At 67.4% G+C, this 25489-nt stretch carries 23 protein-coding genes; 15 read left to right on the forward strand and 8 right to left on the reverse strand.

The window, feature by feature from the left end:
- The first annotated feature begins 65 nt into the window (after window positions 1–65).
- The 3 genes from RW112_RS15475 to nagB are packed head-to-tail and all read left to right on the forward strand — an operon-like array spanning window position 66 to window position 3391.
- A complete protein-coding gene (locus tag RW112_RS15475; RefSeq protein WP_317782620.1) occupies window positions 66–1340 on the forward strand; it encodes a PTS transporter subunit EIIC in 1275 nt (424 codons plus the stop codon).
- Entirely contained in the window at window positions 1330–2601 is a 1272-nt protein-coding gene (locus RW112_RS15480) for an N-acetylglucosamine-6-phosphate deacetylase (RefSeq protein WP_317782621.1), read from the forward strand. Before RW112_RS15475 ends, RW112_RS15480 begins: the two co-directional genes overlap by 11 nt.
- On the forward strand, window positions 2582–3391 hold the full coding sequence (gene nagB / locus RW112_RS15485; protein WP_317782622.1) for a glucosamine-6-phosphate deaminase: 810 nt from the start codon (window positions 2582–2584) through the stop codon (window positions 3389–3391). Before RW112_RS15480 ends, nagB begins: the two co-directional genes overlap by 20 nt.
- Window positions 3392–3458: 67 nt before the next feature.
- On the opposite strand, the gene RW112_RS15490 is transcribed toward nagB, so the two are convergent.
- Window positions 3459–4868: an aldehyde dehydrogenase family protein gene (locus RW112_RS15490; RefSeq protein WP_317782623.1), complete on the reverse strand. Its 1410-nt coding sequence runs from the start codon at window positions 4866–4868 to the stop codon at window positions 3459–3461.
- A 264-nt stretch (window positions 4869–5132) separates the two neighbouring features.
- Here RW112_RS15490 and RW112_RS15495 point away from each other — a divergent pair, with 264 nt between their 5' ends.
- Window positions 5133–6608, forward strand: coding sequence for an APC family permease (locus RW112_RS15495; protein WP_317782624.1), 1476 nt, complete (start codon window positions 5133–5135; stop codon window positions 6606–6608).
- Here the strand turns inward: RW112_RS15495 and RW112_RS15500 are convergent.
- On the reverse strand, window positions 6585–7223 hold the full coding sequence (locus tag RW112_RS15500; RefSeq protein WP_317782625.1) for an AmiS/UreI family transporter: 639 nt from the start codon (window positions 7221–7223) through the stop codon (window positions 6585–6587). The two genes, RW112_RS15495 and RW112_RS15500, sit on opposite strands and share 24 nt — an antisense overlap.
- A 206-nt stretch (window positions 7224–7429) precedes the next feature.
- Between RW112_RS15500 and gdhA the strand changes: the two genes are divergently transcribed.
- The gene (gene gdhA, locus RW112_RS15505) at window positions 7430–8767 is read left to right on the forward strand and encodes an NADP-specific glutamate dehydrogenase (protein ID WP_317782626.1); all 1338 of its coding nucleotides are present in this window, start codon (window positions 7430–7432) and stop codon (window positions 8765–8767) included.
- Window positions 8768–8821: 54 nt separating this feature from the next.
- On the opposite strand, the gene RW112_RS15510 is transcribed toward gdhA, so the two are convergent.
- Together RW112_RS15510 and RW112_RS15515 are read right to left on the reverse strand one after the other, a co-directional pair.
- The gene (locus RW112_RS15510) at window positions 8822–9781 is read right to left on the reverse strand and encodes a helix-turn-helix domain-containing protein (protein WP_317782627.1); all 960 of its coding nucleotides are present in this window, start codon (window positions 9779–9781) and stop codon (window positions 8822–8824) included.
- A 127-nt stretch (window positions 9782–9908) separates the two neighbouring features.
- The gene (locus RW112_RS15515; protein ID WP_317782628.1) at window positions 9909–10505 is read right to left on the reverse strand and encodes a TetR/AcrR family transcriptional regulator; all 597 of its coding nucleotides are present in this window, start codon (window positions 10503–10505) and stop codon (window positions 9909–9911) included.
- Between the two features lie 126 nt (window positions 10506–10631).
- Here RW112_RS15515 and RW112_RS15520 point away from each other — a divergent pair, with 126 nt between their 5' ends.
- Window positions 10632–12557, forward strand: a complete 1926-nt coding sequence (locus RW112_RS15520; RefSeq protein WP_317782629.1) for a primary-amine oxidase — start codon at window positions 10632–10634, stop codon at window positions 12555–12557.
- Window positions 12558–12566: 9 nt separating this feature from the next.
- A complete protein-coding gene (locus RW112_RS15525; protein ID WP_317782630.1) occupies window positions 12567–13016 on the forward strand; it encodes a hypothetical protein in 450 nt (149 codons plus the stop codon).
- 55 nt (window positions 13017–13071) lie between these two features.
- Here the strand turns inward: RW112_RS15525 and RW112_RS15530 are convergent, their stop codons facing one another.
- Window positions 13072–14400: an MFS transporter gene (locus tag RW112_RS15530; protein WP_317782631.1), complete on the reverse strand. Its 1329-nt coding sequence runs from the start codon at window positions 14398–14400 to the stop codon at window positions 13072–13074.
- A gap of 148 nt (window positions 14401–14548) precedes the next feature.
- On the opposite strand from RW112_RS15530, the gene RW112_RS15535 reads away from it, so the two are divergent.
- The 3 genes from RW112_RS15535 (at window position 14549) to RW112_RS15545 (ending at window position 17229) form a co-directional block, all read left to right on the forward strand.
- The gene (locus tag RW112_RS15535; protein ID WP_317782632.1) at window positions 14549–15385 is read left to right on the forward strand and encodes a shikimate dehydrogenase; all 837 of its coding nucleotides are present in this window, start codon (window positions 14549–14551) and stop codon (window positions 15383–15385) included.
- 114 nt (window positions 15386–15499) lie between these two features.
- The gene (locus RW112_RS15540; protein WP_317782633.1) at window positions 15500–16300 is read left to right on the forward strand and encodes an IclR family transcriptional regulator C-terminal domain-containing protein; all 801 of its coding nucleotides are present in this window, start codon (window positions 15500–15502) and stop codon (window positions 16298–16300) included.
- Window positions 16297–17229 carry a threonine/serine dehydratase gene (locus RW112_RS15545; protein ID WP_317782634.1) on the forward strand — a complete coding sequence of 311 codons (933 nt, stop codon included), beginning with the start codon at window positions 16297–16299 and terminating at the stop codon, window positions 17227–17229. Before RW112_RS15540 ends, RW112_RS15545 begins: the two co-directional genes overlap by 4 nt.
- Window positions 17230–17232: 3 nt before the next feature.
- On the opposite strand, the gene RW112_RS15550 is transcribed toward RW112_RS15545, so the two are convergent.
- Window positions 17233–18549: an LssY C-terminal domain-containing protein gene (locus tag RW112_RS15550; protein WP_317782635.1), complete on the reverse strand. Its 1317-nt coding sequence runs from the start codon at window positions 18547–18549 to the stop codon at window positions 17233–17235.
- A 112-nt stretch (window positions 18550–18661) separates the two neighbouring features.
- The gene (locus RW112_RS15555; RefSeq protein ID WP_317782636.1) at window positions 18662–19135 is read right to left on the reverse strand and encodes a sensor histidine kinase; all 474 of its coding nucleotides are present in this window, start codon (window positions 19133–19135) and stop codon (window positions 18662–18664) included.
- Between the two features lie 245 nt (window positions 19136–19380).
- On the opposite strand from RW112_RS15555, the gene RW112_RS15560 reads away from it, so the two are divergent.
- The 4 genes from RW112_RS15560 to RW112_RS15575 all read left to right on the forward strand — a co-directional run bounded on the left by RW112_RS15560 (window position 19381) and on the right by RW112_RS15575 (window position 24013).
- On the forward strand, window positions 19381–20760 hold the full coding sequence (locus tag RW112_RS15560) for a sensor histidine kinase (protein WP_317782637.1): 1380 nt from the start codon (window positions 19381–19383) through the stop codon (window positions 20758–20760).
- Window positions 20753–21433 carry a response regulator transcription factor gene (locus RW112_RS15565; RefSeq protein ID WP_317782638.1) on the forward strand — a complete coding sequence of 227 codons (681 nt, stop codon included), beginning with the start codon at window positions 20753–20755 and terminating at the stop codon, window positions 21431–21433. The genes RW112_RS15560 and RW112_RS15565 overlap by 8 nt, the downstream gene beginning before the upstream one ends.
- Window positions 21434–21518: 85 nt before the next feature.
- On the forward strand, window positions 21519–23360 hold the full coding sequence (locus tag RW112_RS15570) for a histidine kinase (RefSeq protein ID WP_317782639.1): 1842 nt from the start codon (window positions 21519–21521) through the stop codon (window positions 23358–23360).
- Window positions 23357–24013 carry a response regulator transcription factor gene (locus RW112_RS15575; RefSeq protein ID WP_317782640.1) on the forward strand — a complete coding sequence of 219 codons (657 nt, stop codon included), beginning with the start codon at window positions 23357–23359 and terminating at the stop codon, window positions 24011–24013. The genes RW112_RS15570 and RW112_RS15575 overlap by 4 nt, the downstream gene beginning before the upstream one ends.
- 78 nt (window positions 24014–24091) lie before the next feature.
- Here the strand turns inward: RW112_RS15575 and RW112_RS15580 are convergent, their stop codons facing one another.
- Entirely contained in the window at window positions 24092–24580 is a 489-nt protein-coding gene (locus RW112_RS15580) for a hypothetical protein (RefSeq protein ID WP_317782641.1), read from the reverse strand.
- 236 nt (window positions 24581–24816) lie between these two features.
- Here RW112_RS15580 and RW112_RS15585 point away from each other — a divergent pair, with 236 nt between their 5' ends.
- Window positions 24817–25383: a type 1 glutamine amidotransferase domain-containing protein gene (locus RW112_RS15585; protein WP_317782642.1), complete on the forward strand. Its 567-nt coding sequence runs from the start codon at window positions 24817–24819 to the stop codon at window positions 25381–25383.
- Window positions 25384–25489 lie beyond the last annotated feature (106 nt).

A 25489-nucleotide genomic window follows, 5' to 3' on the forward strand; every position in this document is an offset into this window, starting at 1 on the left:
AGTTAGCAAAACTCTACTGAATCCCGCATCCCCGCACAAGCACCCTTTTCGAAACGAGGAACCACATGTCCACGGAAAACCCCTCCGCTTCCGCCGGGGCCGGCCCGCTGGCCTCGCCGGCCCCGGGAAAGGCCAAAGGCAGCGGCAAAGCGCTGCAGAACATGCAGCGCTTCGGCCGCAGCCTCATGCTCCCCATCGCAGCACTTCCCGCCGCCGCACTCCTCCTGCGGCTGGGCCAGGACGACCTGCTGGGCAGGTTCGAAGGCCTGTCTACCGTTGCCCAGGTGATCGGCGCGGCCGGCGGGGCCCTGTTTGAGAACCTGCCGCTGCTCTTCGCCGTCGGCATTTCCTTCGGCTTCGCCAAGAAGGGCGACGGGTCCACGGCGCTGGCCGCCGTCGTCGGCTTCCTGGTCCTGACCAACGTTTTCAAAGTCATGGCACCGCTGGTGCTGGGCGCCGCCCCGGAGGGCGGCAAGGATCCCGTCATCAACTACGGCGTGCTGGCCGGCATCGTAATGGGCCTGACCACCGCATGGCTGTGGCAGAAGTTCCACCGGACCACCCTGCCGGACTGGCTCGGGTTCTTCGCCGGCCGCCGGCTGGTGCCCATCCTGACCTCCTTCGCCGCGATCGTGATCGGCGTGGTCATGGCCCTCATCTACCCTCTTTTCAATTCCGGGCTGACGGCGGTCGGCAACACGGTGGCGGACAACACCGTGGTGGGCAGCGGAATCTACGGCACGCTCAACCGGCTGCTCATCCCGCTGGGCCTGCACCACATCCTGAACTCGATCGTCTGGTTCATCATCGGCGACTACAACGGCACGCACGGCGACCTGAACCGGTTCTTCGCCGGCGACCCCTCAGCAGGCGTGTTCATGACCGGGTTCTTCCCCATCATGATGTTTGCCCTGCCCGCTGCGGCCCTCGCCATCTGGCACGAGGCCAAGCCGTCCCAGAAGAAGATCGTCGGCGGCGTCATGCTCTCCACCGGCCTCACGGCGTTCCTCACCGGCATCACCGAACCGCTGGAATTCTCCTTCATGTTCGTGGCCTGGCCGCTCTACCTCGTCCACGCCGTCCTGACCGGAACCTCCATGATGCTGGTCAACTTCCTGGGCATCCACCACGGCTTCGGCTTCTCCGCCGGAGCCATCGACTACCTGCTGAACTTCGGGATCGCCCAGAATCCGCTCTGGCTGGTCCCCATCGGCCTGGGCTACGCGGCCGTGTACTACGTGACCTTCCGCTTCGTGATCCGGCGCTGGAACCTGCGCACCTTGGGCCGCGAAGACGAGACCGACGAGAACGGTTCGATGGCCAAGGCCGATGCGAGCTGACCTGACGCGGCCGGGGAACGGCGACATCGACCTCGGGCTGCGGGGGCGGCTCGTCACCGGCCGGAGCGGCGACGGAATGATCGACGACGGCACCGTGGTGATCGCCGGGGGCAGCATCGTCTGGGCCGGGCCGACGGCGGAACTGCCCGCCGCCGTCGACGTCGAAACAACACAGGTTCCGCTCATCCTGCCCGGCCTGGTGGACGTCCACTGCCACGGCGCCGTGGGGCACACCTTCTCCGCGGATGCGGAGGGCGCCCGCCGGGCGGCGGGTTACTACGCGGCGCAGGGAACGACGTCGGTTCTCGCCTCGCTCGTTTCGGCCCGCCCGGACGTGCTGCTCGGGCAGATCGAAGTGCTGCGGGCGCTGGTGCAGGACGGCACATTGGCCGGCCTGCACCTGGAAGGCCCCTTCATCACCAGGAGCATGTGCGGGGCCCAGGACCCGGCGGCCATCATCGACGGCGACCCCGGACTCCTGAAGGAATGGCTCGAAGCAGGACAGGGCACGGTCCGCTCCCTCACGCTGGCACCGGAAACAGCGCACTTTGCTGAGCTGGTGGCCCTGTGCCGCGACTACCGGGTGGTCCCGTCGATCGGCCACACGGACGCCACGGCTGCCCGGACGCGGGAAGTTCTCGGGGGAGGGGACGGGCCGTGGTCCGCCACCCACCTGTTCAACCGGATGCCTCCGCTGGGCCACCGGGCGCCGGGGCCCATCCCTGTCCTCCTGCAGGCGGCGCGGCAGTCGCCGGACCGGATGGTCCTGGAGCTGATTGCCGACGGCGTCCATCTGGACCCGGAGATTGTCCGCATGGTCTTCAGCCTGGTGGGGCCGGGGTCGATAGCGCTGATTACCGATGCGATGGCGGCGGCCGGGATGACCGACGGCCTGTACACGCTCGGCAGCCTGGACGTGCTGGTCCAGGACCGGGTGGCCAGGCTGGTTTCCGCGGACGATGGACGTCCCGGGGCGATCGCCGGGGCAACAAGCCTTCTGCTGGAAAACGTCCAACGCTGCGTCGGGTGGGGCGTGCCCCTGGCCGATGCCGTCACGGCGGCCTCAGCCACTCCGGCCCGCCTGATGGGCCTGGACCACACGGACGCCAGCCAACCTGGTTCCACGCCCCTGGGCTCCCTCGCCACGGGGAAACGGGCCGACGTGCTGGTGGCCACCGAAGAACTCGAACTGGTGCAGGTCTACCGGGCCGGCACACCACTACTGCAGGAAAGGAATGCGCGTGCAGATCATTCTGTGTGAGTCCGCAGAACACGTAGGCGGCAGGGCCGCGGACATCATCGAGGCCCGGGTGAGGCAGGGCCCGGCCGTCCTCGGGCTCGCCACGGGCGGTTCGCCGAGGTCCACGTACCAGGAACTGATCCGCCGGCACCGCGAAGAACGGCTGAGCTTCAGCCGGGTCACGGCCTTCACCCTGGACGAATACGCCGGGCTGCCGCCGGAGCACGAACAGAGCTACCACTCCACCATCCGGCGGGAATTCGTTGGCCACGTGGACCTGCCGCCCGGGCAGCTCTTCACGCCGCAGGGCGACGCCCCGGACCTCGTTGCCGAAGCCGACCGTTACGACGCCGCCATCACGGCCGCCGGCGGTGTGGATATCCAGATCCTCGGAATCGGCGCCAACGGCCATATCGGGTTCAACGAGCCCACCTCGTCGCTGGTGTCCCGCACCCGGGTCAAGACCCTGGCAGGAGCCACCCGTGCAGACAACGCCCGGTTCTTCCCGGCGGGCGACGTTCCAAGGCTGTGCCTGACCCAGGGACTGGGGACCATCCGCGACGCCAGGCTGGCGGTGCTGGTGGCCATGGGGGAGAACAAGGCTGATGCCGTCCAGGCCATGGTGGAAGGCCCGGTCAGCGCCCATTGCCCCGCCTCGGTGCTGCAGATGCACCGCCGGGCCGTGGTGATCCTGGATCCGGCGGCCGCGTCCCGGCTCTCCATGCTGGAGTATTACCGCGAAGCCCAGGAGTTCAACGACCAGCTGGGCCAGACGCCCACCAGGCCGTGGATGCGGCAGCCGGCACTCTAGGAGTTTTTGTCCAGATAATGGGCGCAAACCGCGGCTGAAGTCCCTCTAAGTGGACAAAAACTCCTTCCTAGCCGTTGATCACCTGCGGAACACCCAGGGCCTTGAGGCCTTCGACGCCGAACTCCAGGCCGTAGCCGGACTGCTTGGCGCCGCCGAAGGGAATGCGCGGGTCCACGGCGCCGTGCTTGTTGATCCAGACGGTGCCGGCCTCGAGCCGGGCGGCCACCTTGCGGGCTTCGGCAGGGTCGGAGGACCAGACGGAGGCTCCGAGCCCGACGTCGAGCGCGTTTGCCATGGCCACCGCCTCACCCACGGTGCCGTAACGGATGATCGGCAGGGCCGGTCCGAACTGTTCCTCGGCCACCAGCGGGTTGCTGTTGTCGATGTCGGCGACGAGGGTGGCGGGGTAGAAGTGGCCGGGCTGGCCGGTGTCCGGGTTTCCGCCGAGTAGCACGCGTGCTCCGGAAGCCTTAGCCGCTTCCACCAGGCCGGCCACGATGTCGAACTGGGCCCGGTTCTGGAGCGGGCCGAGGACGTTGTTCTCGTCCAGCCCGACGCCCATGGGCATCGACGCCGCCACCGCCGTGAGTTCCGTGCAGACGGCCTCATACAGCGAGTCGTGGACGTAGAGGCGCTTGAGCGCGGCGCAGGTCTGGCCGGTGTTGATGAAGGCGCCCCAGAAGAGGCCCTCGGCGATGGCTTTGGGGTCGGCGTCGGGCAGGACGATGCCGGCGTCGTTCCCGCCGAGTTCCAGGGTGAGGCGCTTCACCGTCTCCGCGGAGGACTTGATGATCGCCTTGCCGGTGGCGGTGGAGCCGGTGAACATGACCTTGCCGATGGCGGGGTGTTCGGCCAGCCGGGCGCCGACGTCGCGGCCGCCGCTGACAACGGACAGGAGGCCTTCGGGGAGTTCCTCGTTGAGGACCTTGGCCAGGGCCAGGACGGAGAGCGGCGTGTATTCCGAGGGCTTGACCACCACGGCGTTGCCCATCCGCAGGGCGGGGGCGATCTGCCAGACGGTGATCATCATGGGCCAGTTCCACGGGCCGATCGCGCCCACGACGCCGATGGGCCGGTAGTGCAGTTCGGCCCGGGTTTCGCCGTCGTCCACCACGGTTTCCGGGTCCAGCGGCGTGCCGGCGGCGACGCGCAGCCAGGCCGCGCAGGCGCCGACCTCGAAACGGGCGTTGGGGCCGTTCAGCGGTTTGCCCTGCTCCCGGGAGAGCAGGCGGGCAAGTTCCTCGGCGGAGCGTTCGACGGCGTCGGCTGCTTTGAGGAGCGCGGCGGACCGGGCGCCGTGGCCCAGGGCTGCCCACGCGGGCTGGGCCGCGGCCGCGGCGGCAACGGCCGCCTCGAGGTCCTGGACGGTGTGGACGGGGGCGGTGCCCACGAGCGTGCCGGTGGCCGGGTCGAGGATGGCCCGGGTTTCGCCGGCGTCCGGGGTGATCGAGGCCAGTAGGGCGTCGTAAGTTTCCATGGGGTACTCCACTTCGAGTAGGCAATGCGCACCGGCCGGCATGGCCCGGGGCCTTGTCTCGAGTCTGCCCGCCCGCCCGCGGGACGTCTTGTCTATCCGCGAAGAGCTGTTGTGCGGGAGCGAACAGCCCCGGAGGGGGCCGCCCTGGATGCCTCGCGTGCGCTCAGGAACAACAACTGATCGCTGCCAGACAAGCCGCCTCCGGCGGCGACTGCCATGCTGGATTTCACTCCCCCCAGCACTCATGACCGTTAGAAGGATCAAATGAGTATTTCGAATCCCGAATCCCGGACCGCAGAGCCCGGTTCCCGCCAGGAACACTCCACCGCCCTGCGCGCAGGCAGCATCGGCGTCCTGGGCATCCTGTTCTTTGTCCTGTCCGCGCAGGCCCCGCTGACCGGCATCGTGGGCGCGGCACCGCTCGCGGCCGCGCTCGGCAACGGGGCCGGCGCCCCGGGGGCCTACCTCGTCGTCGGCATCGTTATTGTCATTTTCGCCGTGGGGTTCGTGGCCATGAGCCGGAAGGTGCAGACCAACGGCGCCTTTTACGCCTATGTGACCGCGGCGTTCGGGCGCAGGGTGGGCGCCGGGGCGGCATGGCTTGCCCTCCTGGCCTACAGCACGGTGCAGGCGGCAATGTACGGACTGTACGGAGCGGCGTTTTCCGGCCTGCTGGCCTCCGCCGGGGTACCTGTCCCGTGGTGGCTGCTGGCTGTGGTCACCATGGCCGGGGTCCAGGTCCTGGGCTCCATGAACATCGAGCTCGGCGCCCGTGTTCTGGCGGTCCTGGTGGGCCTGGAAGTGGCCATCCTCCTGATGTTCGGATTCTCCGTACTGTTCAAGGGCGGCGGCCCCGAAGGCCTTGATTTCGCCGCCTCCTTCGCGCCGGCAGCCATCGCCAGCGGAGCTCCCGGCGTCGCCATTATGTTCGCGGTGGCCTCCATGTTCGGCTTCGAATCCACGGCCATCTACTCCGCCGAGGCCAAGGACCCGCACCGGACCGTTGCGCGGGCCACGTATCTCTCCGTGGGCATCATCGCCGTGTTCTTCTCCTTCATCACCTGGATGCTGGTCAGCTTCTACGGGCCGTCACACGTCGTCGATGCCGCCGGCGCCGCCCTGGAATCCGGGGACGCCACCTCGTTCGTGATCGGCCCCATCGTCGAGATGTTCGGGCCGTGGGCCGGGATCACCACCGGCGTCCTGCTGGTGACCTCGCTGCTGGCAGGCATCATTGCCTTCCACAACGGCATCAACCGCTACTTGCACTCGCTGGCCCTGCGCGGTTCCCTGCCGGCAGTTGTTGCCCGCACCAACAAGCACCGTGCGCCGGCCGCCGCTGCTTGGATCCAGACCGCGGTGGCCGTCCTGTTGGTGGCACCGTTCGCGCTGCTGGGACTTGACCCGGTGCTGACGCTGTTCTCGTGGTTCAGCGGCCTCGCCGTTGCCGCACTGCTGGTGCTGTACATGCTGTGTTCCCTGGCCGTCGTCGCCTATTTCCGCAGGGAACGGGTGGCCGGCCAGCAATGGCAGACGTTCATCGCCCCGGTGCTGGCTTCCGTGTTGCTGGCGTGGGTGCTGTACCTGGTGGTCAGCAACTTCACGTCCCTCATCGGAGGCAGCACGGAAACGGCCGTGGGCCTGCTGGCGGCCGTCCCCGCACTGTTCCTGGCCGGAGTCCTCGTGGAGCTCCGGGTGGAGAAGCGGGTGCGGGCCTCAGAGCTTGAGTTCGCCGGATAGCGGACTTTCGACGGGAACAACGACGGCGGCGGCCAGCAGCAGGAGGAATGCAAGGACTGAGGCTCCCGCGGCCGCCGACGGTGCCGCCTCGGGACCAGCTGGCCAGTGCCCCGTGATGCCCAGGAGCGCCGGGACCGTGGCCGATGCCTGGCTGGTAAGGATCAGGGACCAGCCAATGAGCGGGGTGAGGCGCTCAAACCCCAGGGCCAGTTGCAGGAAGAACAGCAGCCACAGGTAGGTCCAGCAGAGCCAGAGAACGGCCAAAAGCGGATCCGCCCCGGCCCAGGCCGCGGCGAGGAGGAGGCCGCACACGGCCACCATCCCGCAGAACCAGCCGAGGCCCCGGGAACCTAGTCCCAGCAGGAAATCCAACCCAACGTAGACGTAGGTCAGCCCGAACAGGAACATTCCTGCTGCTCCCAGGAGCAGGGGCGTTCCGCCGGCGTCACCGCGCCCGTCGCCGGTACTCCCCAGGTACGCAATGCCCAGGACCAACTGGGTACCGCCGATGACCAGGCTGAACACGGCAGCGTCACGGCGGGGGAGGAGATCCAGCGCCGCCACGCCGTTGAGCAGCAGCGCGGCCCCGGAGAGCAGCAGGCAAATGTGGGCCATCAGAAGTCCCCTGCCGGACCCCGAACCGAACCCGAAATTTTCGTTTCATGGAAATTAAATGTCACAATACGGAGGTTAGTGGAACATCGATTGGCCATGCGTGGCCCGTGCAGTCACAATTGGGTATGTTGAAGTTTCAATAAAAGGGTGCAGGTCCGGCATATGCCGGAGACATTCCGCGCCCGGTTCGGACGTAAGGAATCATCATGGATGCACGGCTCGAGGCCATCAGGGACACCGTCCTGGCCAGGAACCCGGGAGAAGCGGAGTTCCATCAGGCGGTGGTCGAGGTGTTCGAGAGCCTCGGCCCCGTCCACGACCGGCACCCCGAATTCCTCGAAGCGGCCATCCTGGAACGGCTGTGCGAACCCGAACGCCAGATCATCTTCCGGGTGCCGTGGACCGATGACCAGGGCCGCGTGCAGATCAACCGCGGCTTCCGGGTGGAATTCAACTCGGCCCTCGGCCCCTACAAGGGCGGCCTGCGGTTCCACCCGTCCGTCTACCTGGGCATCGTGAAGTTCCTCGGCTTCGAGCAGATCTTCAAGAACGCCCTCACCGGCATGCCCATCGGCGGCGGCAAGGGCGGCTCGGACTTCGATCCCCGGGGCCGCAGCGATGCCGAGGTTATGCGGTTCTGCCAGTCCTTCATGACCGAGCTCTACCGCCATATCGGCGAATACACCGACGTGCCGGCCGGCGACATCGGCGTCGGGGGGCGCGAAATCGGCTACCTCTTCGGCCAGTACAAGCGCATCACCAACCGCTACGAATCCGGCGTCCTGACCGGCAAAGGCATCTCCTGGGGCGGTTCGCTGGTCCGGCCCGAGGCCACCGGCTTCGGCACGGTGATCTTTACCGAGGAAATGCTGAAGACCCGCGGAACCTCCTTTGACGGGCAGCGCGTGGTGGTGTCCGGCTCAGGCAACGTGGCCATCAACGCCGTCGCCAAGGCCCAGTCGCTCGGTGCCACGGTGGTGGCCTGCTCCGACTCCTCCGGCTACATCGTGGACGAGGCGGGCATCGACGTCGGGCTTCTCCGCCAGGTCAAGGAAGTTGAACGCGGACGCCTCAAGGATTATTCGCTCCGCCGCTCCGGGGTCGCCTATGTGGAGGCCGGTTCGGTCTGGGACGTCGATGCGACGGTGGCGCTGCCGTGCGCCACGCAGAACGAGCTCGACGGCGATGCTGCCGCACGGCTGGTCCGCAACGGCCTGATCGCCGTCGGCGAAGGCGCCAACATGCCGTCCACCCGCGAAGCCGTGGCCGTGTTCCAGGAGGCCGGGGTGCTGTTCGGCCCGGGCAAGGCCGCCAATGCCGGCGGCGTGGCGACGTCCGCCCTGGAGATGCAGCAGAACGCGAGCCGTGACTCCTGGTCCTTCGAGCACACCGAGCAGCGGCTCACGGACATCATGGTGGGGATCCACCACCGCTGCGCCTCAACCGCCGACGAATACGGCGAGCCCGGGAACTACGTGCTGGGCGCCAACATCGGCGGCTTCGTCAAGGTGGCGGACGCCATGCTCGCGCAGGGGCTGATCTAGCCGGGGCTGATTTAGGGTCGCCGCACCTGCGGCGTTGCGGTTCCTGGCGGCTGGTCAGGCGCCGCGGCGCCAGTCGCTGGGGGATTCGCCGTAGGCCTCCCGGAACGTGCGGCTGAAATGTGCTGCATCCAGGAATCCCCAGCGGGCGGCGACTGCCCCCACGGAGGTGCCGTAGTGCAGCGGATCCCTCAGGTCGCGGCGGATGCGTTCCAGGCGCTGGCTCCGGATCCAGCTGGCAACCGTGGCTCCGGATTCGTGGAAGATGTTGTGCAGGTGCCGGGTGGAGATGAAGTGGGCACTCGCAATGCTGGCCGGCGAGAGCTGCGGATCGGCGAGGTTGGCCTCGATGTATTCGCGCACGGACGATGCCAGCAGCACCTGCGGCTTCATGCTGTCCCGCGCCATGTCCAGTTCCGAGTGCAGCATGGTGGACACGAGGTCCAGGGCGTTGGTGGCCAGCCGTGATCCGCTGGGGCCGCTGAGGGCTTCAAGGTTCTCCGCCAGCCTGGCAATGAACGGGCCCACGATGCCGGTCAGCCCGTGCCCGCCTGCCAGCCGGACCGCCGAGAGCTGGCCCACGTAGTCCGGAGGCAGGGACAGGGAATCGTGCGGAAACATGACGACCGTGACCCGTGCCTGCTCTTCGAACGCCAACGTATAGGGACGGTTGGTGTCGTAAATGGCGAGGTCGCCGGGGCGCAGCACTGCCTCGCGGTTGTCCTGGATGAGGAGTCCGGTGCCCTCCAGCTGGAGATTGAGTTTGAAATAGCGCTGGCCCGGCCGGGCCACGAGGGCCGGTGTGCGGTGGACGTTGTGGCCTGAGGCGGAGACCTCCACGATGCACAGCCGGTCCAGGACCCTGGCGCGCATCCGGCCGCGGAAGGTGTCGGGATGATCCGTGTCGGCGGCCAGCGGCACGAAGGACTCCGCCACGAGGTGCCGCCAGTGGTCAAACGAGGTGGCCACGCTGGAGGTGAGTTCCTGGCCCGCGGCGCGGGCTGGAGTTGCAGACATGGATGTTCCTGACGCCGGATAGCCATCTGAAAGTTGGTCCCCCAGGCTGTGTCCTGCGACACAGTCATTTCAGGGTAGCGCCGTTGTGCTGCGATGTCATCTTTTTTCGACAAGCGTGGAAAAAAGACTAGGAGTCCGCCTGCAGCAGGGTCAGGAAGGCTTCCAGCTGGCCGGCCAGGCCGGGGTCCGCCTGGCTGCCGGAGGCAAGGGCTGCGGCGATCTGCGCGCCCAGCAGCATGTTCAGCAGGTGGTCGGCAACTGCCGAATCGTCGACGGCGGCGCGTACGTCCCCCTGGGCGCGCGCCTGTGTCAGGTACTCCAGGATGGCGGCATGCCACTGTTCCATGGACTCGCGGTGGATGGCGGCCTTGTCCGGATCGTTGATCGCCTTCTGCCAGAACGGGACCACGATCCGCGCCTCATTGACGCGCTCGGAGTCCAGCGGCAGCACTTCAATGCAAAAGGCCCGGAGTGCCGGAATCCCCGCCTTGCCCGCCGTGACCTCCGCGATGCGCTGGTTGGTCCTGTTGAAGACGTGCCGGAACGCAAACGTCAGCAGCGTGTCCTTCGTGGGGAAGTAGGGCTTCAGTGCGCCGTTGGCAAAGCCGGCCTCGAGGGCGATCTCCCGCATCGTGGCGCCTTCGATGCCCAGCCTGGCAATGATCCGCCAGGTCGCATCCACCAGCTCCAGGCGCCGTTCATCATGGTCAACAATCTTTGGCACTCTGGTGATCCCCCGGAACTTTTTTGTATCGAACCCTTGTGATCCATCTTACGGACCGCTTATTCTCTACAACTATAGAAAATAAAAATTCCGACCCCGACACGGTCCCGGACAAAGGCAGCGCTCATGACACTTGCACCAACCGGCACAGCCGCCCCGTACCGCCTGGCAGCGGGCGATGAGATCACCGACGTCCAGGGCATCCTGCGCGCCGCGGGACTCCTTGGTCCGGAAAAGCGGATCGCCTATCTCGGCCTGCTGGACCCCGCCCGGGACAGCTCCAAGGATTCCGAGGACCGGCGCTTCCGGGTGTTCATCCACGACGTTTCCGGCGGCCGCCCCCTCGATGTGACGGTCTCCGCCACCCGCGGCGACGTGACCTCCGCCGTCGAGCTGGACACCGCCGTCGCCGGCGAACTGCCCGTGCTGGAAGAGGAATTCGAGGTGGTCGAGGAACTCCTTGCCTCCGACGAACGGTGGCTGAAGGCCCTGGCGGACCGAAACCTGGATGTCAGCAAAGTCCGCGTTGCCCCGCTGTCCGCCGGCGCCTTCGAATACCTGGAGGAGAAGGGGCGGCGCATCCTCCGCGGCCTGGCGTTCGTGCAGGATTTTCCCGAGGATAGCGCCTGGGCCCATCCCGTCGACGGCCTGGTGGCCTACGTGGACGTCGTCAGCAAGGAAGTCACGCAGGTCCTGGACCTTGGAGTTGTCCCGATTCCGGCGGAGCACGGAAATTACACCGACCCCGGGCTCACCGGCCCGCTTCGCACCACGCAGAAGCCGCTCCACATCACCCAGCCCGAGGGGCCCAGTTTCACGGTCACCGGAGGAAATCACGTCGAGTGGGAAAAGTGGAGTGTTGACGTCGGCTTCGATGTCCGCGAGGGCGTGGTGCTGCACAACCTGGCCTTCCAGGACGGGGAGCGGAAGCGACCCGTCATCAACCGTGCCTCCATCGCCGAGATGGTGGTCCCGTATGGCGACCCGTCCCCGATCCGGTCCTGGCAGAACTACTTCGACACCGGCGAATACCTGGTGGGCCAGTACGCCAACTCGCTCGAACTGGGCTGCGACTGCCTTGGCGAAATCACCTACCTCAGCCCGGTGATCAGCGACGCCTTCGGCAACCCCCGCGAAATCCGCAACGGCATCTGCATGCACGAGGAGGACTGGGGGATCCTGGCCAAGCACAGCGACCTCTGGGCGGGCATCAACTACACGCGCCGCAACCGCCGTCTGGTCATCTCCTTCTTCACCACCATCGGCAACTACGACTACGGCTTCTACTGGTACCTGTACCTGGACGGCACCATTGAGTTCGAGGCCAAGGCCACGGGCGTCGTCTTCACCAGCGCTTTCCCCGAAGGCGGCTCAGCCAACATTTCCCAGCTCGCACCCGGGCTCGGCGCGCCGTTCCACCAGCACCTCTTCAGCGCGCGCCTGGACATGGCGATTGACGGCTTCACCAATCGGGTGGAGGAGGAGGACGTGGTGCGGCAGCCCATGGGCGAAGGCAACGAACGCGGCAACGCGTTCTCCCGGAAGCGGACCGTCCTGCGCACGGAGTCCGAAGCCGCCCGGGAAGCCGACGCCCGCAGCGGCCGGACCTGGATCATCTCCAACCCGGAATCGCGCAACCGCCTCGGCGAGCCCGTGGGGTACAAGCTGCATGCCCAGGGCCAGCCCACGCTCCTCGCCGACCCGGAGTCCTCCATTGCCCGCCGGGCGGCATTCGCCACCAAGGATCTATGGGTCACCCGGTTCGCGGAGGACGAGCGGTACCCCACGGGGGACTTCGTGAACCAGCACTCCGGGGGAGCCGGGCTGCCGTCCTACATCGCCCAGGACCGCGGGATCGACGGCCAGGACATCGTGGTGTGGCACACCTTCGGGCTGACCCACTTCCCCCGCATTGAGGACTGGCCCATCATGCCCGTGGATACTGTGGGCTTCAAGCTGCGCCCGGAGGGGTTCTTTGACCGCAGTCCCGTGCTGGATGTGCCCGCCAACCCGAACACCACGCCCGCCGCCGGCGGGCACTGCCACGGCTAGGACGAGGCAATGACGGTCCTGCGGGGATGGGGCCGGAGCGCCGGCCCCGTCCTCCACTCCCGCCCCGTTGTACACCTGCGCATCGTGGCCGCGGCGACCGCCGCGTCAAGCCTGGTGCACCTCGGGCTCGTGATGGGAAACCACCACGGCCTGTGGCTGAACCTGCTGATGCTGGCCATGGTGGGGGTCTGCCTGCCGTGCGCCGTGCACATCTGGCGCGAGGGCCGGATTGGTTCACTGCACCAGGTCATGGCCTGCGCGCTGGCCATGACGGCGCTGCATGCTTACCTGTTGTTGGGGACAGCGTCCGGTGGCGGGTCGCACGGCCACAGCCACGGGGTTTCCGGGCTGCCCGCTGAGGCTGGCTCTGCCGCCGGCGGGCTGCTCGCCGTCCTTGCCCTGGAACTTACGACGGCGCTGCTCGCCGCGACGCTGCTGGCCCGCCTGCGGCGCCGGTAATGCCCCGGTGGTTGAGCCCGTAGGGGCTCAACCACCGGGCTCGACCACCGGTGCCTCAGCGGACGGGGTTGCCCAGTTCGCGCAGCGGGGTCTTGCTGGTCTCGCGGGCCCAGAAGGCGCCGGCCACGGCCAGGATGGATGATGCAGCCACGATCCAGGCTGCGGGGCCCCAGTTTGCCTTGTCCGCACCGACGAGGGCGGTGCCGAGCAGCGGGGTGAAGCCGGCGCACAGGATGCCGATCTGCAGGCCGATGGCCATGCCGGAATAGCGGACCTTGACGTTGAACAGCTCCGAGAACCAGGCCGGGTAGATGGCGTTGGACATCGCGTAGGTGCCGGCGGTGATCAGGGTGCTGGTCAGGAAGATCATGGGGACGTTGCCCGTGGAAATCACCGAGAAGTAGACGAAGATCATGGCACCGGAACCGAGGACGCCGGTGATGAAGACCGGGCGGCGGCCAAACTTGTCGGAGAGCCACGCCATGAGCGGCTGGGTTGCCACGGCCAGGATGTTGCCGGTAATGCTGACCCAGAGCATGGTGGAGGCCGGCACACCCACGGACACGGCGTAGGCCAGGCCGAAGGACTGCATGAAGGTGTTCGTGACGGTTTCGAAGGACATCAGTGCAACCTGGAAGAACTGGGCCGGGTGGGTCTTGAACATCTTGGCGAAGGGGAGCTTCACCAGTTCGCCGTGGTCGTGCTTTTCTTCGAAGACCTCCGGCTCCTCCAACGAGCGCCGCACCAGGTACGCCACGATCAGCACGAGGATGGATCCCCAGAACGGGATGCGCCAGCCCCAGGCCAGGCGGTCGGCTTCGCTCATGGCAGCCACCGGAAGGAAGGCCAGGGAGGCCAGGACGATGCCCGCGGAAATGCCGCTCATGGCAAAGCTGGCGAAGAAGCCGCGCCGGCCTTCGGGGGCTTCCTCGGTGGACAGCGCCGACGCGCCAGCCGTTTCAGCCCCGGCGGAGAGGCCCTGCATAAGGCGCAGGAGCACCAGCAGGGCCGGTGCCCAGTAGCCGGCGGTGTTGAAGTCGGGCAGCACGCCGATGAGGAACGTGGCCGATCCCATCAGGACCAGGGTCATCACCAGGGTGTTCTTTCGCCCGATCTTGTCGCCCAGGTGGCCGAAGACCACGGCGCCAAAGGGACGTGCTACGTACGCGACGCCGAACGTGGCGAAGGAGGCCAGCAGGGCGATGGTGGGATCGCCGGCGGGGAAGAAGATCTTGGAGAAGACCAGCGACGCCGCGGTGGCGTAAATGAAGAAGTCGTAGTACTCAAGGGCGCCGCCGAGGAACGCGGCGAGGGCTGCCTTCTTGGCCCGCTTGAGCTGGCGCTGCTCGGCTCCGATGCTGGCGCCTGTAGCTGTGTTTGTCATGGTGCTGGCCCTTCCGCGCTGAAAGACGGTTGCTTGGTTTGTGCGCATTCCGAACAGCTGTGCGGTATGCGATTATTGAAAAGAGTACCGCAGAGTGAGGTGCCTCACAACACCCTCCAGCAAAGCGCCCGCAATGAAAGGTGTCACCATGGAAAACCGAATGCCCGCCCACCGGCTGTTCCTCATCGGCTCCGAGGCCTCCAGCGCCATGTCTCCCGGGCTCTGGAGCCCCGTCCTGGAACAGCTCGGCAGCAGCTGGACCTACGAGGCCTGGGACGTTCCGGCCGGACAGGACATGTCCGGTGTCCGCGCCGCGATGCTCGAGGCCGACGTCGTGGCCGCGAACGTGACCATGCCCCACAAGCAGTGGGCTGCGCGCACAGCCGACGCCGCAACAGAACAGGTCCGGCTCAGCGGTGCCTCCAACCTGCTGGTCCGGGACGGCCTGAGGCTCCTTGCGCACAACACGGACATCACCGCCGTCGCCGAACTCCTGGGCGGCCGGCACCAGCGGCATGCGTTGATGCTCGGGGCGGGCGGAGCCGCCCGTGCGGCCCTGGTGGCGCTGGCGGGCCTGGCGGACCGGATCACAGTGGCAGACAAGGATCCGCTGGTATCAGGACAATTGGTGGACCTGGCCACGGGCCTCGGCATGGAAGCCGCCGCCGTGACGTGGGCAGAGACCCGGGACCATGCGCCTCACGCCTCCCTGATCGTCAACGCCACCCCGATCGGCAAGGGACGCAGTGATGAACCTGCCTGGGGGCCGGCGGAGCTTTCCCCGGACGCCTTCGTATACGACTTCGTGTATGCCGGCCACACGACGGCCACCATCGCCGGAGCGAGGGCCCAGGGCCTGCCATGCGCCGACGGCTGGGACCACCTGCGGGCGCAGGCGGCGGCCATGATCCCCATCCTCGGGCTGGCACCCGAGACCGGCGCACTCCTGGGCCGGGCACTCACGGACATCCGTGTGCAGAGCTGACCGGGAATTGGCCCCGCTGAGGCGGCCGTGCGTTATCCGGATATGATCGGAACCAGCCTGCGGCCATGCGCCTGCCGGTGCCAATAATGAGCTTCAGGGAGGGCAAACCATTCCATGGCGGAGCAACCCGCGTACTTCGTGAAATCGGTGGAGAAGGCCTTTGACGTACTGCGCGCCTTCGCCCCGGATGAGCCCCGCCTGACCGTGTCCCAGGTCGCAGTGAAAGCGGACATGACCCGGGCTTCCGCCCGCAGGTTCCTGATGACGCTGACCGATCTTGGCTATCTTCGGGCCGACGGCCCCTACTTTGAACTGACTCCCCGCTCGCTGGACATCGGCCAGTCTTTCCTGGCAAACCTGGCGCTCCCCAGAATCGCTGAGCAGCACCTGAAATCGCTGGCGGCCGAACTCAACGAAACAACATCGCTCTGCATCCTTGACGGTACCGATGTTGTCTACGTGGCCTGCGTTCCCTCGCCCCGGCTCCTCAGCGTCTCCATCAGCGTTGGCACGAGGTTCCCCGCCTGGGCCACGTCCATGGGGCGCGTCCTGCTCGGGGCGTTGTCCGGCGCCGAGCTGAAAACGTACTTCGACTCCGTCCAGCTGCAGCGCTTCACCGAGCGCTCCATCGGCAGCCTGGACCAGCTGCAGGCGGAGGTGGAACAGGCCCGCGCCAAGGGGTGGTCCATGGTCTCCCAGGAACTGGAGGAAGGCCTCCGCGGTGTGGCCGTTCCGGTCTGGCACGGCAACGAAGTGGTGGCCGCCGTGAACGTGTCCCTCCAGACCCACCGGGCGCCGGCGGAGGCCATCGAGAGAACGGTGGTTCCGCTCCTCCAGGACGCTGCGCGCCAGATCGGCCGCGACTACGGCGGCCGCTCCACCCTTCCCCGTACGGCTACTCGGGGGATGGCATGATCACGCGCCGCGACGTCGACGAAGCAGCTGCCAGGATTTCCGGGCTGGTGCGCCGCACCCCGGTGATCGAAGCGGACAAGGGGAGCTTTCCCGGGACCATCTGGCTGAAGTGCGAGTTTATGCAGCACACCGGCACGTTCAAGGCCCGCGGCGCGTTCAACCGCGTGCTGGCCTGCCGTGAGCGGGGCGAGCTGAACGAGGGCGTGGGCATTGTGGTGGCCTCGGGCGGCAATGCCGGCCTCGCGAACGCTTATGCCGCGGCGCAAGCAGGGGTTCCCGCCGCCGTCTTTGTCCCGGAGACCGCCCCCGCCATGAAGGTGAAGAAACTCCGCGAATCCGGGGCCACGGTGATCCAGCGCGGCGCCGAATATGCCGTGGCTTATGACGCGGCCATTGCATACGCCGCCGAAACCGGGGCCGTGTACTGCCACGCCTACGACCAGCCCGAAATCGCCGCCGGCGCCGGCACTGTGGGCTCGGAACTCCTGGAACAGCTTGGCGGCGTGGACACCGTGCTGGTGGCTGTGGGTGGCGGGGGACTGATGGCCGGAATCGCGGCCGCCGTCGAAGGACTGGCCAGGGTGGTGGGAGTGGAACCCGCAACAGCCCCCACCCTGCACGCCGCGCTCAAGGCGGGGGAGCCGGTGGATGTGGCGGTCTCCGGAATCGCCGCGGACTCACTCGGTGCGCGCCGGATCGGACAGATCGGCTTCGAGGTAGCAGTCCGCACCGGTGTGGTGGGCGTGCTGGTGTCCGACGACGAGATTGTCACCGCGCGCTCGCGGCTGTGGGCCGACTACCGGATGGTGGTGGAGCACGGCGCGGCGGCCGCTTTTGCGGCGCTGACCTCCGGGGCCTACGTCCCCGCGGATGGCGAACGGGTGGCCGTGATCCTGTGCGGCGCGAATACGGACCCCGCCACCGTCTGACCGTCAGATGGCTGCGCGGCCGCCGGGCCGGGCAGCGATCCGTTTTGGTTCCTTGCGGTCGCGGCGGGCGTAGACGCGGGACCGCTCGCTGGACAGGGCGAGGATCAACAGGATGTCCAGGGTGAGGCCCGGAAGGTTGGTCTGCAGCGTGATTCCGGGGCCTCCGTTGACTACATCGATGACCTGCAGGCCGATCGCGGCCGCACTCACGGCCATGGTGAGCGTGCGCGCCCAGTTGCGGCCCAGGAAGACGAACCAGGCAAGCAGCAGTTCTGCGAGGGCAAACAGGACCACCACTGCCAGGCCAAGGTAAAGCACCAGCTGGGACTGGTCCGCGCTCAGGTGCTCGGCGGGGAAGAGCAGGATGGACACCGCCAGTGCCGCGGCTGCCAATGCACGGCCGGCGACGAGGGCCGCCCCGATGATCGTGGGGGCGGGTCGCCTGTTCCGGCTGTCGCTCGGGAGCCGTGCCACGGCAACGCCGGACACCGGCGTTGCCCGCAGGTCAACGATGGGCAGGTCGCCGTCGGTGGCAATTTCATCGCCCCCGCCGTTGCGGGTGTGGTAGCCGGTGGAAAAGTCCCGGATCACCCGGACGGCGGCGGACGGTTCGGCGTCGGACATGGACCTGACGATATGGTCCCGCTCATCGTCCGTGTGTTCGTCGATCTTGTGTGTGACCTGGAGGGTGAACAACGAGAAGCCGACACTTCTGTCATAGGTGCCGGCAGCCAGCCAGTCAGCGGACACGCCGCCGGGGAGCAGCCAGCCGGGCGGACACCGCCAGAAGCGGACGTGGTGGCGCTTGCCGGGATTTCCGTCCACTTCCTGCTGGTACGCGAAATCCTGCTGCCGGCCGAACAGGAAGAGCGGGCTGACGGGGGCCTCGAGGTAGCTGCGGCGCAACACCGTGGAGGTGATGATCCGCCAGCTGCTGGCCAGGGTCACGTCGTCGGCGATGGTCCAGCCGGCCCGGCGCATCACGTGGTGGAGCTGGGCTTCGGAGCCGAGCAGGGCAACATTCACCGGATCACCGAGCAGGCCGTCGCTGGTGCGGGCGCGCCCGATGAAGTAATCCGGCACGTACACGCGGGTCAGGATTGAGTGGAGCCTGGGCAGGACGAGGTAGGCGAGCATGGCCCAGAAGACGAAGGTGAACCATAGCTGGCCCCAGCCCCACTGGAAGCTGAGCTCAAGGAGAAGGTACGTCAACCAGGCGGCGGCGACACCACCGATGAGGAAGAAGATCCGGTCCCAGACGGTATCGAGGGCTTCGCGGGCTACTCCCGCGACAGGGACCCTCACCGCAGGCCTGGTCATGGGCAAAATGATACTGGAGCCGGTGGCTGGTTCCGTGGGCGCAGCGGCCCGGGCTGAGATGCATGGTGATCCCCCCAGAGAATCATGTGGTCATTCAGGTGGAAGCGTGCGCTCAGTCCAATGGAAGCGTGACCGTGACGCAGGTGCCCTTGCCGGGAGCGGTGTCGATGGTTGCGGTGCCGCCGGCTTCGTGGACCGCGATGGACATCAGGAGCAGTCCGAATCCCTGCGGGCGGTTCCCGTGGTGATCGTGGCGGTCGAAACCGGTGCCGTTGTCGGCCACCGTCAGCCGGATGCCGTGATGCACTGCTGCGAGCCGGACGGTCAGTTCGGTGGCAGCGGCGAATTTGAAGGCGTTGCTCAGGGCCTCCTGGGCGGCGTGGTACAGCAGCCCGGCGCTTCCGGCCGGGATCTCGATGCCGTGGTGCGGCGTCTCCCACCGGACCCTGGTTCCCTGCTCCCGGAGCGGGGCGGCCAGCCGGTCGATGCAGCCGGCGAGCCCTAAGGCATGAAAATCCACCGGAGCCTGGTCGGTAATGACGCCGTGGATCGCGGCGACCTCGTTGACCGCTGGAGCCTTTTTCATGGCCGGTCCTGCTTCCTTGCAGCCTGTGATGCTTTCTTCTCGCGGGTGCTGGGTTCCCGCCTGGATGTTATGTCTCAAGGGTGAACCGGGGGAATCAGGAATAACGCGGCATTGATGCAATTTTGGCTCAAGTTCCGCGGCGTGCCTGGCCGGAAGGATGAATCTGCTGGCTTCGCGGTGGAGCTCAGGGTGAAATGGCCGTCGTTGTCACGGGAGCGCCGCCGCGCGTGGATAGGGTGACAGGCATGGAACCACTTCTGAAATTCATGCGGCATTGGGGCGCCCCCGTGGCGGCCGTTCTCTTCTTCGCGCTGTGGTGCGTGGGCGAAGCAGGAAGGATGGGGCCATGGCCCGGACTCAACGTCTGGCCGGGAACGGTCCCGCTGGTTCTCATGACGGCAGCCATCGCCGTGTCGGTGTGGCAGCCGATCGTTTCACTCGCGCTGACGGCGATCCTGCTGACGGGCCAGTTCCTGTACGCAATCCCGGCCATGTACTCGAACCACTGGCCCATCTACATCGGATCGTTCATCGCCCTGGCGTTCATCCTGTGGACCGCGGCCAGGCGGACTGCGGTGGCGGCCGTTTCGGCCAACGCGGTCTTCATCGTGGCCATGACGTTCCTGATGATCTCCTGGCGGTACAGCTACGGTGTGGGCTGGTTCCGTCCGTTGTACAGCGGTGACCGCGTGGCCTTGCAGGTCCACGGCTGGCAGCTCTTCTCCGTCCTGACACTGATAGCCGCCGGCTGCGCCGCCGTCGGCCTCGCACTGAAGCTCTATCAGGAACGCGGCAGCCTGTTCCACGCACGGAACATTGCCCAGGCCGGCCTGAAGGAGGCGGAAGTCGACCTCATCGTGGAGCAGGAACGAACGCGCATTGCCCGGGACCTGCATGATGTCCTGGCTCATTCCCTGGCAGTCATCGCGGCGCAGGCGGACGGCACCCGCTACCTGAGTTCGGACCAGCCCAAGGCCGTGCTCAACGCCCTTGAAAATATCGCCAGCTCCGCCCGGAGTGCCCTGGTGGACGCGCAACGGGTCATCGAGGGAGTCCGCGACGACGGCATGGTCACGCCCCAGCCCCGGCTCAGTGATGTTGCCCCGCTCGTGGACAGGATGCGACAGGGCAGCCTGGCCATCGATCGCAGCGAATCGGGCACTCCCGTGCCCCTGACCACCGGTCAGGAGCTGGCCGTGTTCCGCATCGTCCAGGAGTGCCTCACCAATGCCCTCAAGCACGGCGGACGGGGCACCGCGGTGCGCCTGCACTTTGACTGGAGCGGTCCCGGGCTCGCGCTGCACGTCGCGTCAGCGATGGCCCCCGACGGGGGAGCCGCGGCGGAAACTGACGGCGGGGTCCGGGTGGGGCGGGGCATACCCGGTATGCGCGAGCGAGCGCACCTGGCCGGAGGCTGGGTGACGGCCGGTCCGGACGGCGAACAGTTCCGGGTGACCGCGTTCGTGCCGTACGGACTCCTCCCTGCCGCCGCCGGCGAAGTTACAGCCGCCGGCGAAACATCCGCCGCCGGAACAAGTACTGGCATGGCTGCAGGACTGGCGCCGGGGGAACTGGAAACGGCGCCGCACGGGGAAGCCCGGCCGGAAGCGGCCCTCCGTGGTTGATGCCGGAGGGCGCATCTCGGTGGCGCTCGTGGACGACCAGCCGCTCTTCCGTGCCGGCATCCGGATGCTCATCGAGAGCCAGCCGGACATGGAGCTTTCGGGGGAGGCGGGCGACGGCGGACAGGCAGTTGCGCTCGCCGCGGAACTGACCCCCGATGTGATGCTGATGGACCTCCGGATGCCAGTGCTCGACGGCGTTGCCGCCACCCTGCGGATCCTGCAGCAGGCGGATTGCGAGGGCTGGACCAAACCAAAGATCATCGCCCTGACCACCTTCAACCGCGACCAGGCGGTGGTGGAGGCCGTCCAGGCCGGCGCCAGCGGATACCTCCTCAAGAGCGCGGAACCCGAGTTCCTCCTGGCGGCCATCCGCACCGTCCATTCCGGCTACTCCGTGATTGCGCCCGGCTCCGTCCATGAGCTTTTTCAGCACGCAGCCCGCACCTTGCCGTCCGCGGGCCCGGACCTCTCCGTCCTGGAGGTGCTGTCCGCGCGTGAACGCGATGTCTTCCTGCTGGCGGCCAAGGGGCTGGCCAACGCCGAAATGGCTGACAGCCTGTTCGTGTCCGAGGCCACCATCAAGACGCACCTGCGCAGCGTGCTGGACAAGCTGGGGCTCCGCACCAGGCTCCAGCTCGTTGCCTTTGCCTACGAACGGCGGCTGTTGGGTTAGCTACGCGGGTCTGTTGGGTTAGCGACGCGGGTCTGGCCCGCCGCCCGGCTGCGTGGGATTCTTAACCTTGGCGGAGGGAAGCAGCGTGACTCCCAAGCAACTGGTACTGGTAGTGGCTGCCACCGTGGGCGTCCTGGCCCTGGTGCTGATCTCGATTGACTGGCGGCCGGCGGCCCTGCAGGATCCCGCCCGGACCCTCGGAGTCCTCAACGCCCAGGGGGTCATCCGCTGGGGCGAGAACCCGTCACGGGCACCGTTTTCCGTGACCGAGCTCTCCCTGTTCATTGCCGTGGGGCTCGCCTTCGTCCTGGCTGGCGTGGCGGCGTGGCAGACCCGGCCGAACCGGAATCCCGGACTGCTGCTGGTGCTCGCCGGCCTGCTGTGGCTGGCTGCCGGGGTGCGGCGGTCCAGCGATCCCGTCCTGTTTACGGTGGGGGTGGGCCTGACGCTCATGTACCAGCCCCCGCTGCTGCAGCTGGCCCTGAGCTTTCCGTCGGGAGTCCTGCGCTCGCGGGCGGAACGGGCGGCGGTCGTCTTCTTTTTTGCCGCCTGGGCGGTCATCGCGGTGGCCAGCTGGGCATTCTTTGATCCGCGGCTGCACATCGCCGCAGGGGAGTCCACGTCCCGCAACCTGCTCCTGCTCCGGGACAGCCCGCAGCTCACCAGCGCCATCGGGGACGCCGCGCGGATTGTGCAGGTAGGCATCGGCCTGGCCATCATGGCTGTGCTCGTCTCCCGCTGGCGGGCCGGCTCGGCAGCGTACCGTGCGGCGTTCCTGCCGCTGTGGCTGGCAGTGATCATCAAGACCGCATCCACTGTCTGGGTGTCCCTCGCCGTGGTGCAGCTGACCGGCTCCCTCTCCAACGAGGCCCTGCTTTGGCAGTACCCGGCGACGGCGATCGTCCCCCTCGCAGTGCTGCTGGGCCTGTGGCGCTACAGGTTTGCCCGTGGCACCCTGAGCGACCTGATGGTGGAGATCGGCACGGCGCCGGTCAGCGACCGGCTGGTCCGCGCCCTCCGCAGGTCGGTCCGGGACCCCACCCTCAGCCTGTGGCGGTGGTCCCCTGCGCTGTCCGGATTCGTGGACGACGACGGCGTGCCCCGCGCTGTCCCGGAGGACGGGTCCGGGAGGGCGGCCATGGTGCTCGAGCGCAACGGCGTTCCCGTCGGGGCGCTCGTCTTCGACGAAGCCCTCCGGGACCAGCCCCAGCTGCTCGCCGCCGTCCAAAGCGCAACGTCCCTGGCCCTGGACAACCAGAACATGGAGCAGCAGCTGCGGGACCAGCTGGTCGAGGTCCGCCGCTCCCGGGAACGTATCGTCACCGCCGGGGACGCCCGGCGCCGTGAGCTGGAACGGGACCTCCACGACGGTGCACAGCAGCGCCTGGTGGCCGTGTCCATGGACCTGGCCAGGGCCCGCCGTGCTGCGGGTCCCGCCGAGATGAAACAACTTGTGGAGCAGGCCAGCGAGGAACTTGCCGTTGCGCTGGCGGAACTGCGGGAGCTCGCCAGGGGCGTCTACCCGCCGTCGCTGCAGGAACGGGGGCTCGGCGGCTCCCTTACAGCGCTCGCGGAGCGCTCCGCGCTGCCCATCGAGCTGGACGTTGACCTGCCGCACAGGCCCCCGCCGCCGGTGGAACTCGCCGCGTACTTCATCTGCGCCGAGGCCGTGACCAATGCGGCCAAACATGCCCGTGCCTCGAACCTTAGGATCGGCGTCAAGGGCACGGACACCGGACTCACTCTCAGTGTCATGGATAACGGGATCGGCGGGGCGACCCCCGGTGCCGACGGCGGCCTGCTGGGGCTGGCCGACCGGGCCGCCGCCCTGGGCGGCTCGCTGACAGTCACCAGCCCGGAAGGCCGCGGAACAACCGTGGCCGCAACCCTGCCCTTCTCGGCCGATCCAACGGAGGACATGCCATGACCCTGCGCGTAGCCATCGCGGACGACTCGGCGCTGCTCCGCCGCGGCCTGGCCGCGCTGCTCCGTTCCGAGGGCCTCGAGGTGGTCTGCGAGGCAGTGGACGCCCGGGAACTGCTGGGGTGTGTTGCTGCCCTTCAGCCAGACGTTGCCGTCGTCGACATCCGCATGCCGCCCACCTTCACCACGGAGGGCATCCAGGCTGCCACGGCCATCCGGCGCGACCAGCCCGGCACGGGGGTGCTCCTGTTGTCCCAGTATGTGGAGACGGAGAACGCCATGCAGCTCCTGGGAAACGGGGCAAAGGGTCTGGGCTACCTCCTGAAGGAAAGGGTCTCGGACATCGACGACTTCATCGACGCGCTGCACCGGGTGGCGGCCGGCGGGACCGCCGTCGATCCTGAACTGGTGGCCCGGATGGTGGCCCGGCCGCACAACGGCCACCACCGGGAGGATGAGCTCAGCAGCCGGGAGCGGGATGTCCTGGAGCTGATGGCCGAGGGACGGACCAACCAGGCGATCGGGAAGACCCTGTTCCTGGGGGAGCGGACCGTGGAGGCACACATCCGGAGTATTTTCCTGAAGCTCGGGCTGCGGCCGGAGCCGGAGGACCACCGCCGCGTCCTCGCCGTGCTCACCTACCTGCGCCAGCATTAGCAGACCGGCGGCCGCCCCATGGGGACGGCCGCCGGTTCGCTGGTTGTTCGGACGGGGGGAGCGCTGGTTGGACCTGCGCTAATTCGACATGGACGTGGTGCCGCTGCCCTTCCAGCCGGTGAACGGCGACCAGACGCCACCGGTCCCTTCCTGGTGGCGGACCTTGTGGTACACCTCCTCGTTGCCGATCTCGGTGTTGGTCAGCGTGCGGACATTGTGGATGGTGACGGTTCCGCTGTAGTAGCCGAGCGAACGGCTGAAGCTGGAGTTGCCGAGGTGGTCGTCGCCGTTGGGCCAGTCGTCACTTTCCCAGCGCTGCTGCTCGATGTAGACGGAACGGTCGTTGTAGCAGCGGACCTGGATCTGGTAGTCCACCAGCTTGGTCCCCGAGGAATTGAAGCCGGCAAAGACGGGCTTCAGCGGGGTGACGGTGCAGGCGTAGTTGGTGGTGGCGGCCTGGGCGGGCGCGGCGAGGGCGACGCCGCCCGCAGCAAGTCCCAGCGTCATTGCTGAAACGAGTGCGATCTTGGCGCGGGAGGGGCGGGACTTCGTTGTTCCGGCGGTCATGGACATTTTTCTTCTTGCTCCTGTTGCGGTGATGGTGGTTTCGGCCAGGAATCCTTTCCTGATGCCGTGGTTCCATGGTGCGCGCGGGGCGGTGTCGCTGACTTCCGTGCTAGCACGGTTTGATCGGCACTGTTTGATCGGCACTGTTTGATCGGGGCGGCAGGATTATCAGCTTGCTTATTATTTCCGGGGTTCCTAGTGTTAAACGCGTAAGGCATCCGTCAAGAGGAGGACATATGTCAGCGCACAATATTGCAGGCAAGAAGGTTGCGTTCCTGCTGACCGACGGCGTGGAGCAGGTGGAGCTGACCAGCCCCTGGAACGCCGTGAAGGAAGCCGGCGGCGAGCCCACGCTGGTGGCGCCGAAGGCCGGAAAGCTGCAGGGCTACGACGGCACCGAAAAGGGCGAAAAGTTCGACGTCGACATCACCGTGGCCGAGGCCAAGGCCGCAGATTTCCATGCGCTGGTGATTCCCGGCGGTGTGGTCAACGCGGACCACCTCCGCGTGGACAAGGACGCCCAGGCCTTCGCCCGGAGCTTCTTCGAGCAGCACAAGCCGGTGGCCTCCATCTGCCACGGGCCGTGGCTGCTCATCGACGCCGGCGTGGTCCGCGGCCGCAAGCTGACCTCGTACCACACGCTCCAGACCGACCTGAAGAACGCCGGCGCGGACTGGAGTGACCAGGAAGTGGTGGTGGACCAGGGCTTCGTCACCAGCAGGCACCCCGGGGACCTCAAGGCCTTCAACGACAAACTGCTTGAAGAGATCGAAGAGGGCGAGCACGCCGGCCAGACTGCCTGACCGGCGGCAGCAGCCGGCACGACGTAAAGCCGGCGCAACGCAAAACCGGCACAACGCAAGAAGAGGGGCCCGACCGCGGCCACTGCCCCCCGCGGGCCCCACTGTT

The organism is Arthrobacter sp. B10-11 (assembly GCF_033142195.1).
GTDB lineage: Bacteria > Actinomycetota > Actinomycetes > Actinomycetales > Micrococcaceae > Arthrobacter > Arthrobacter oryzae_C.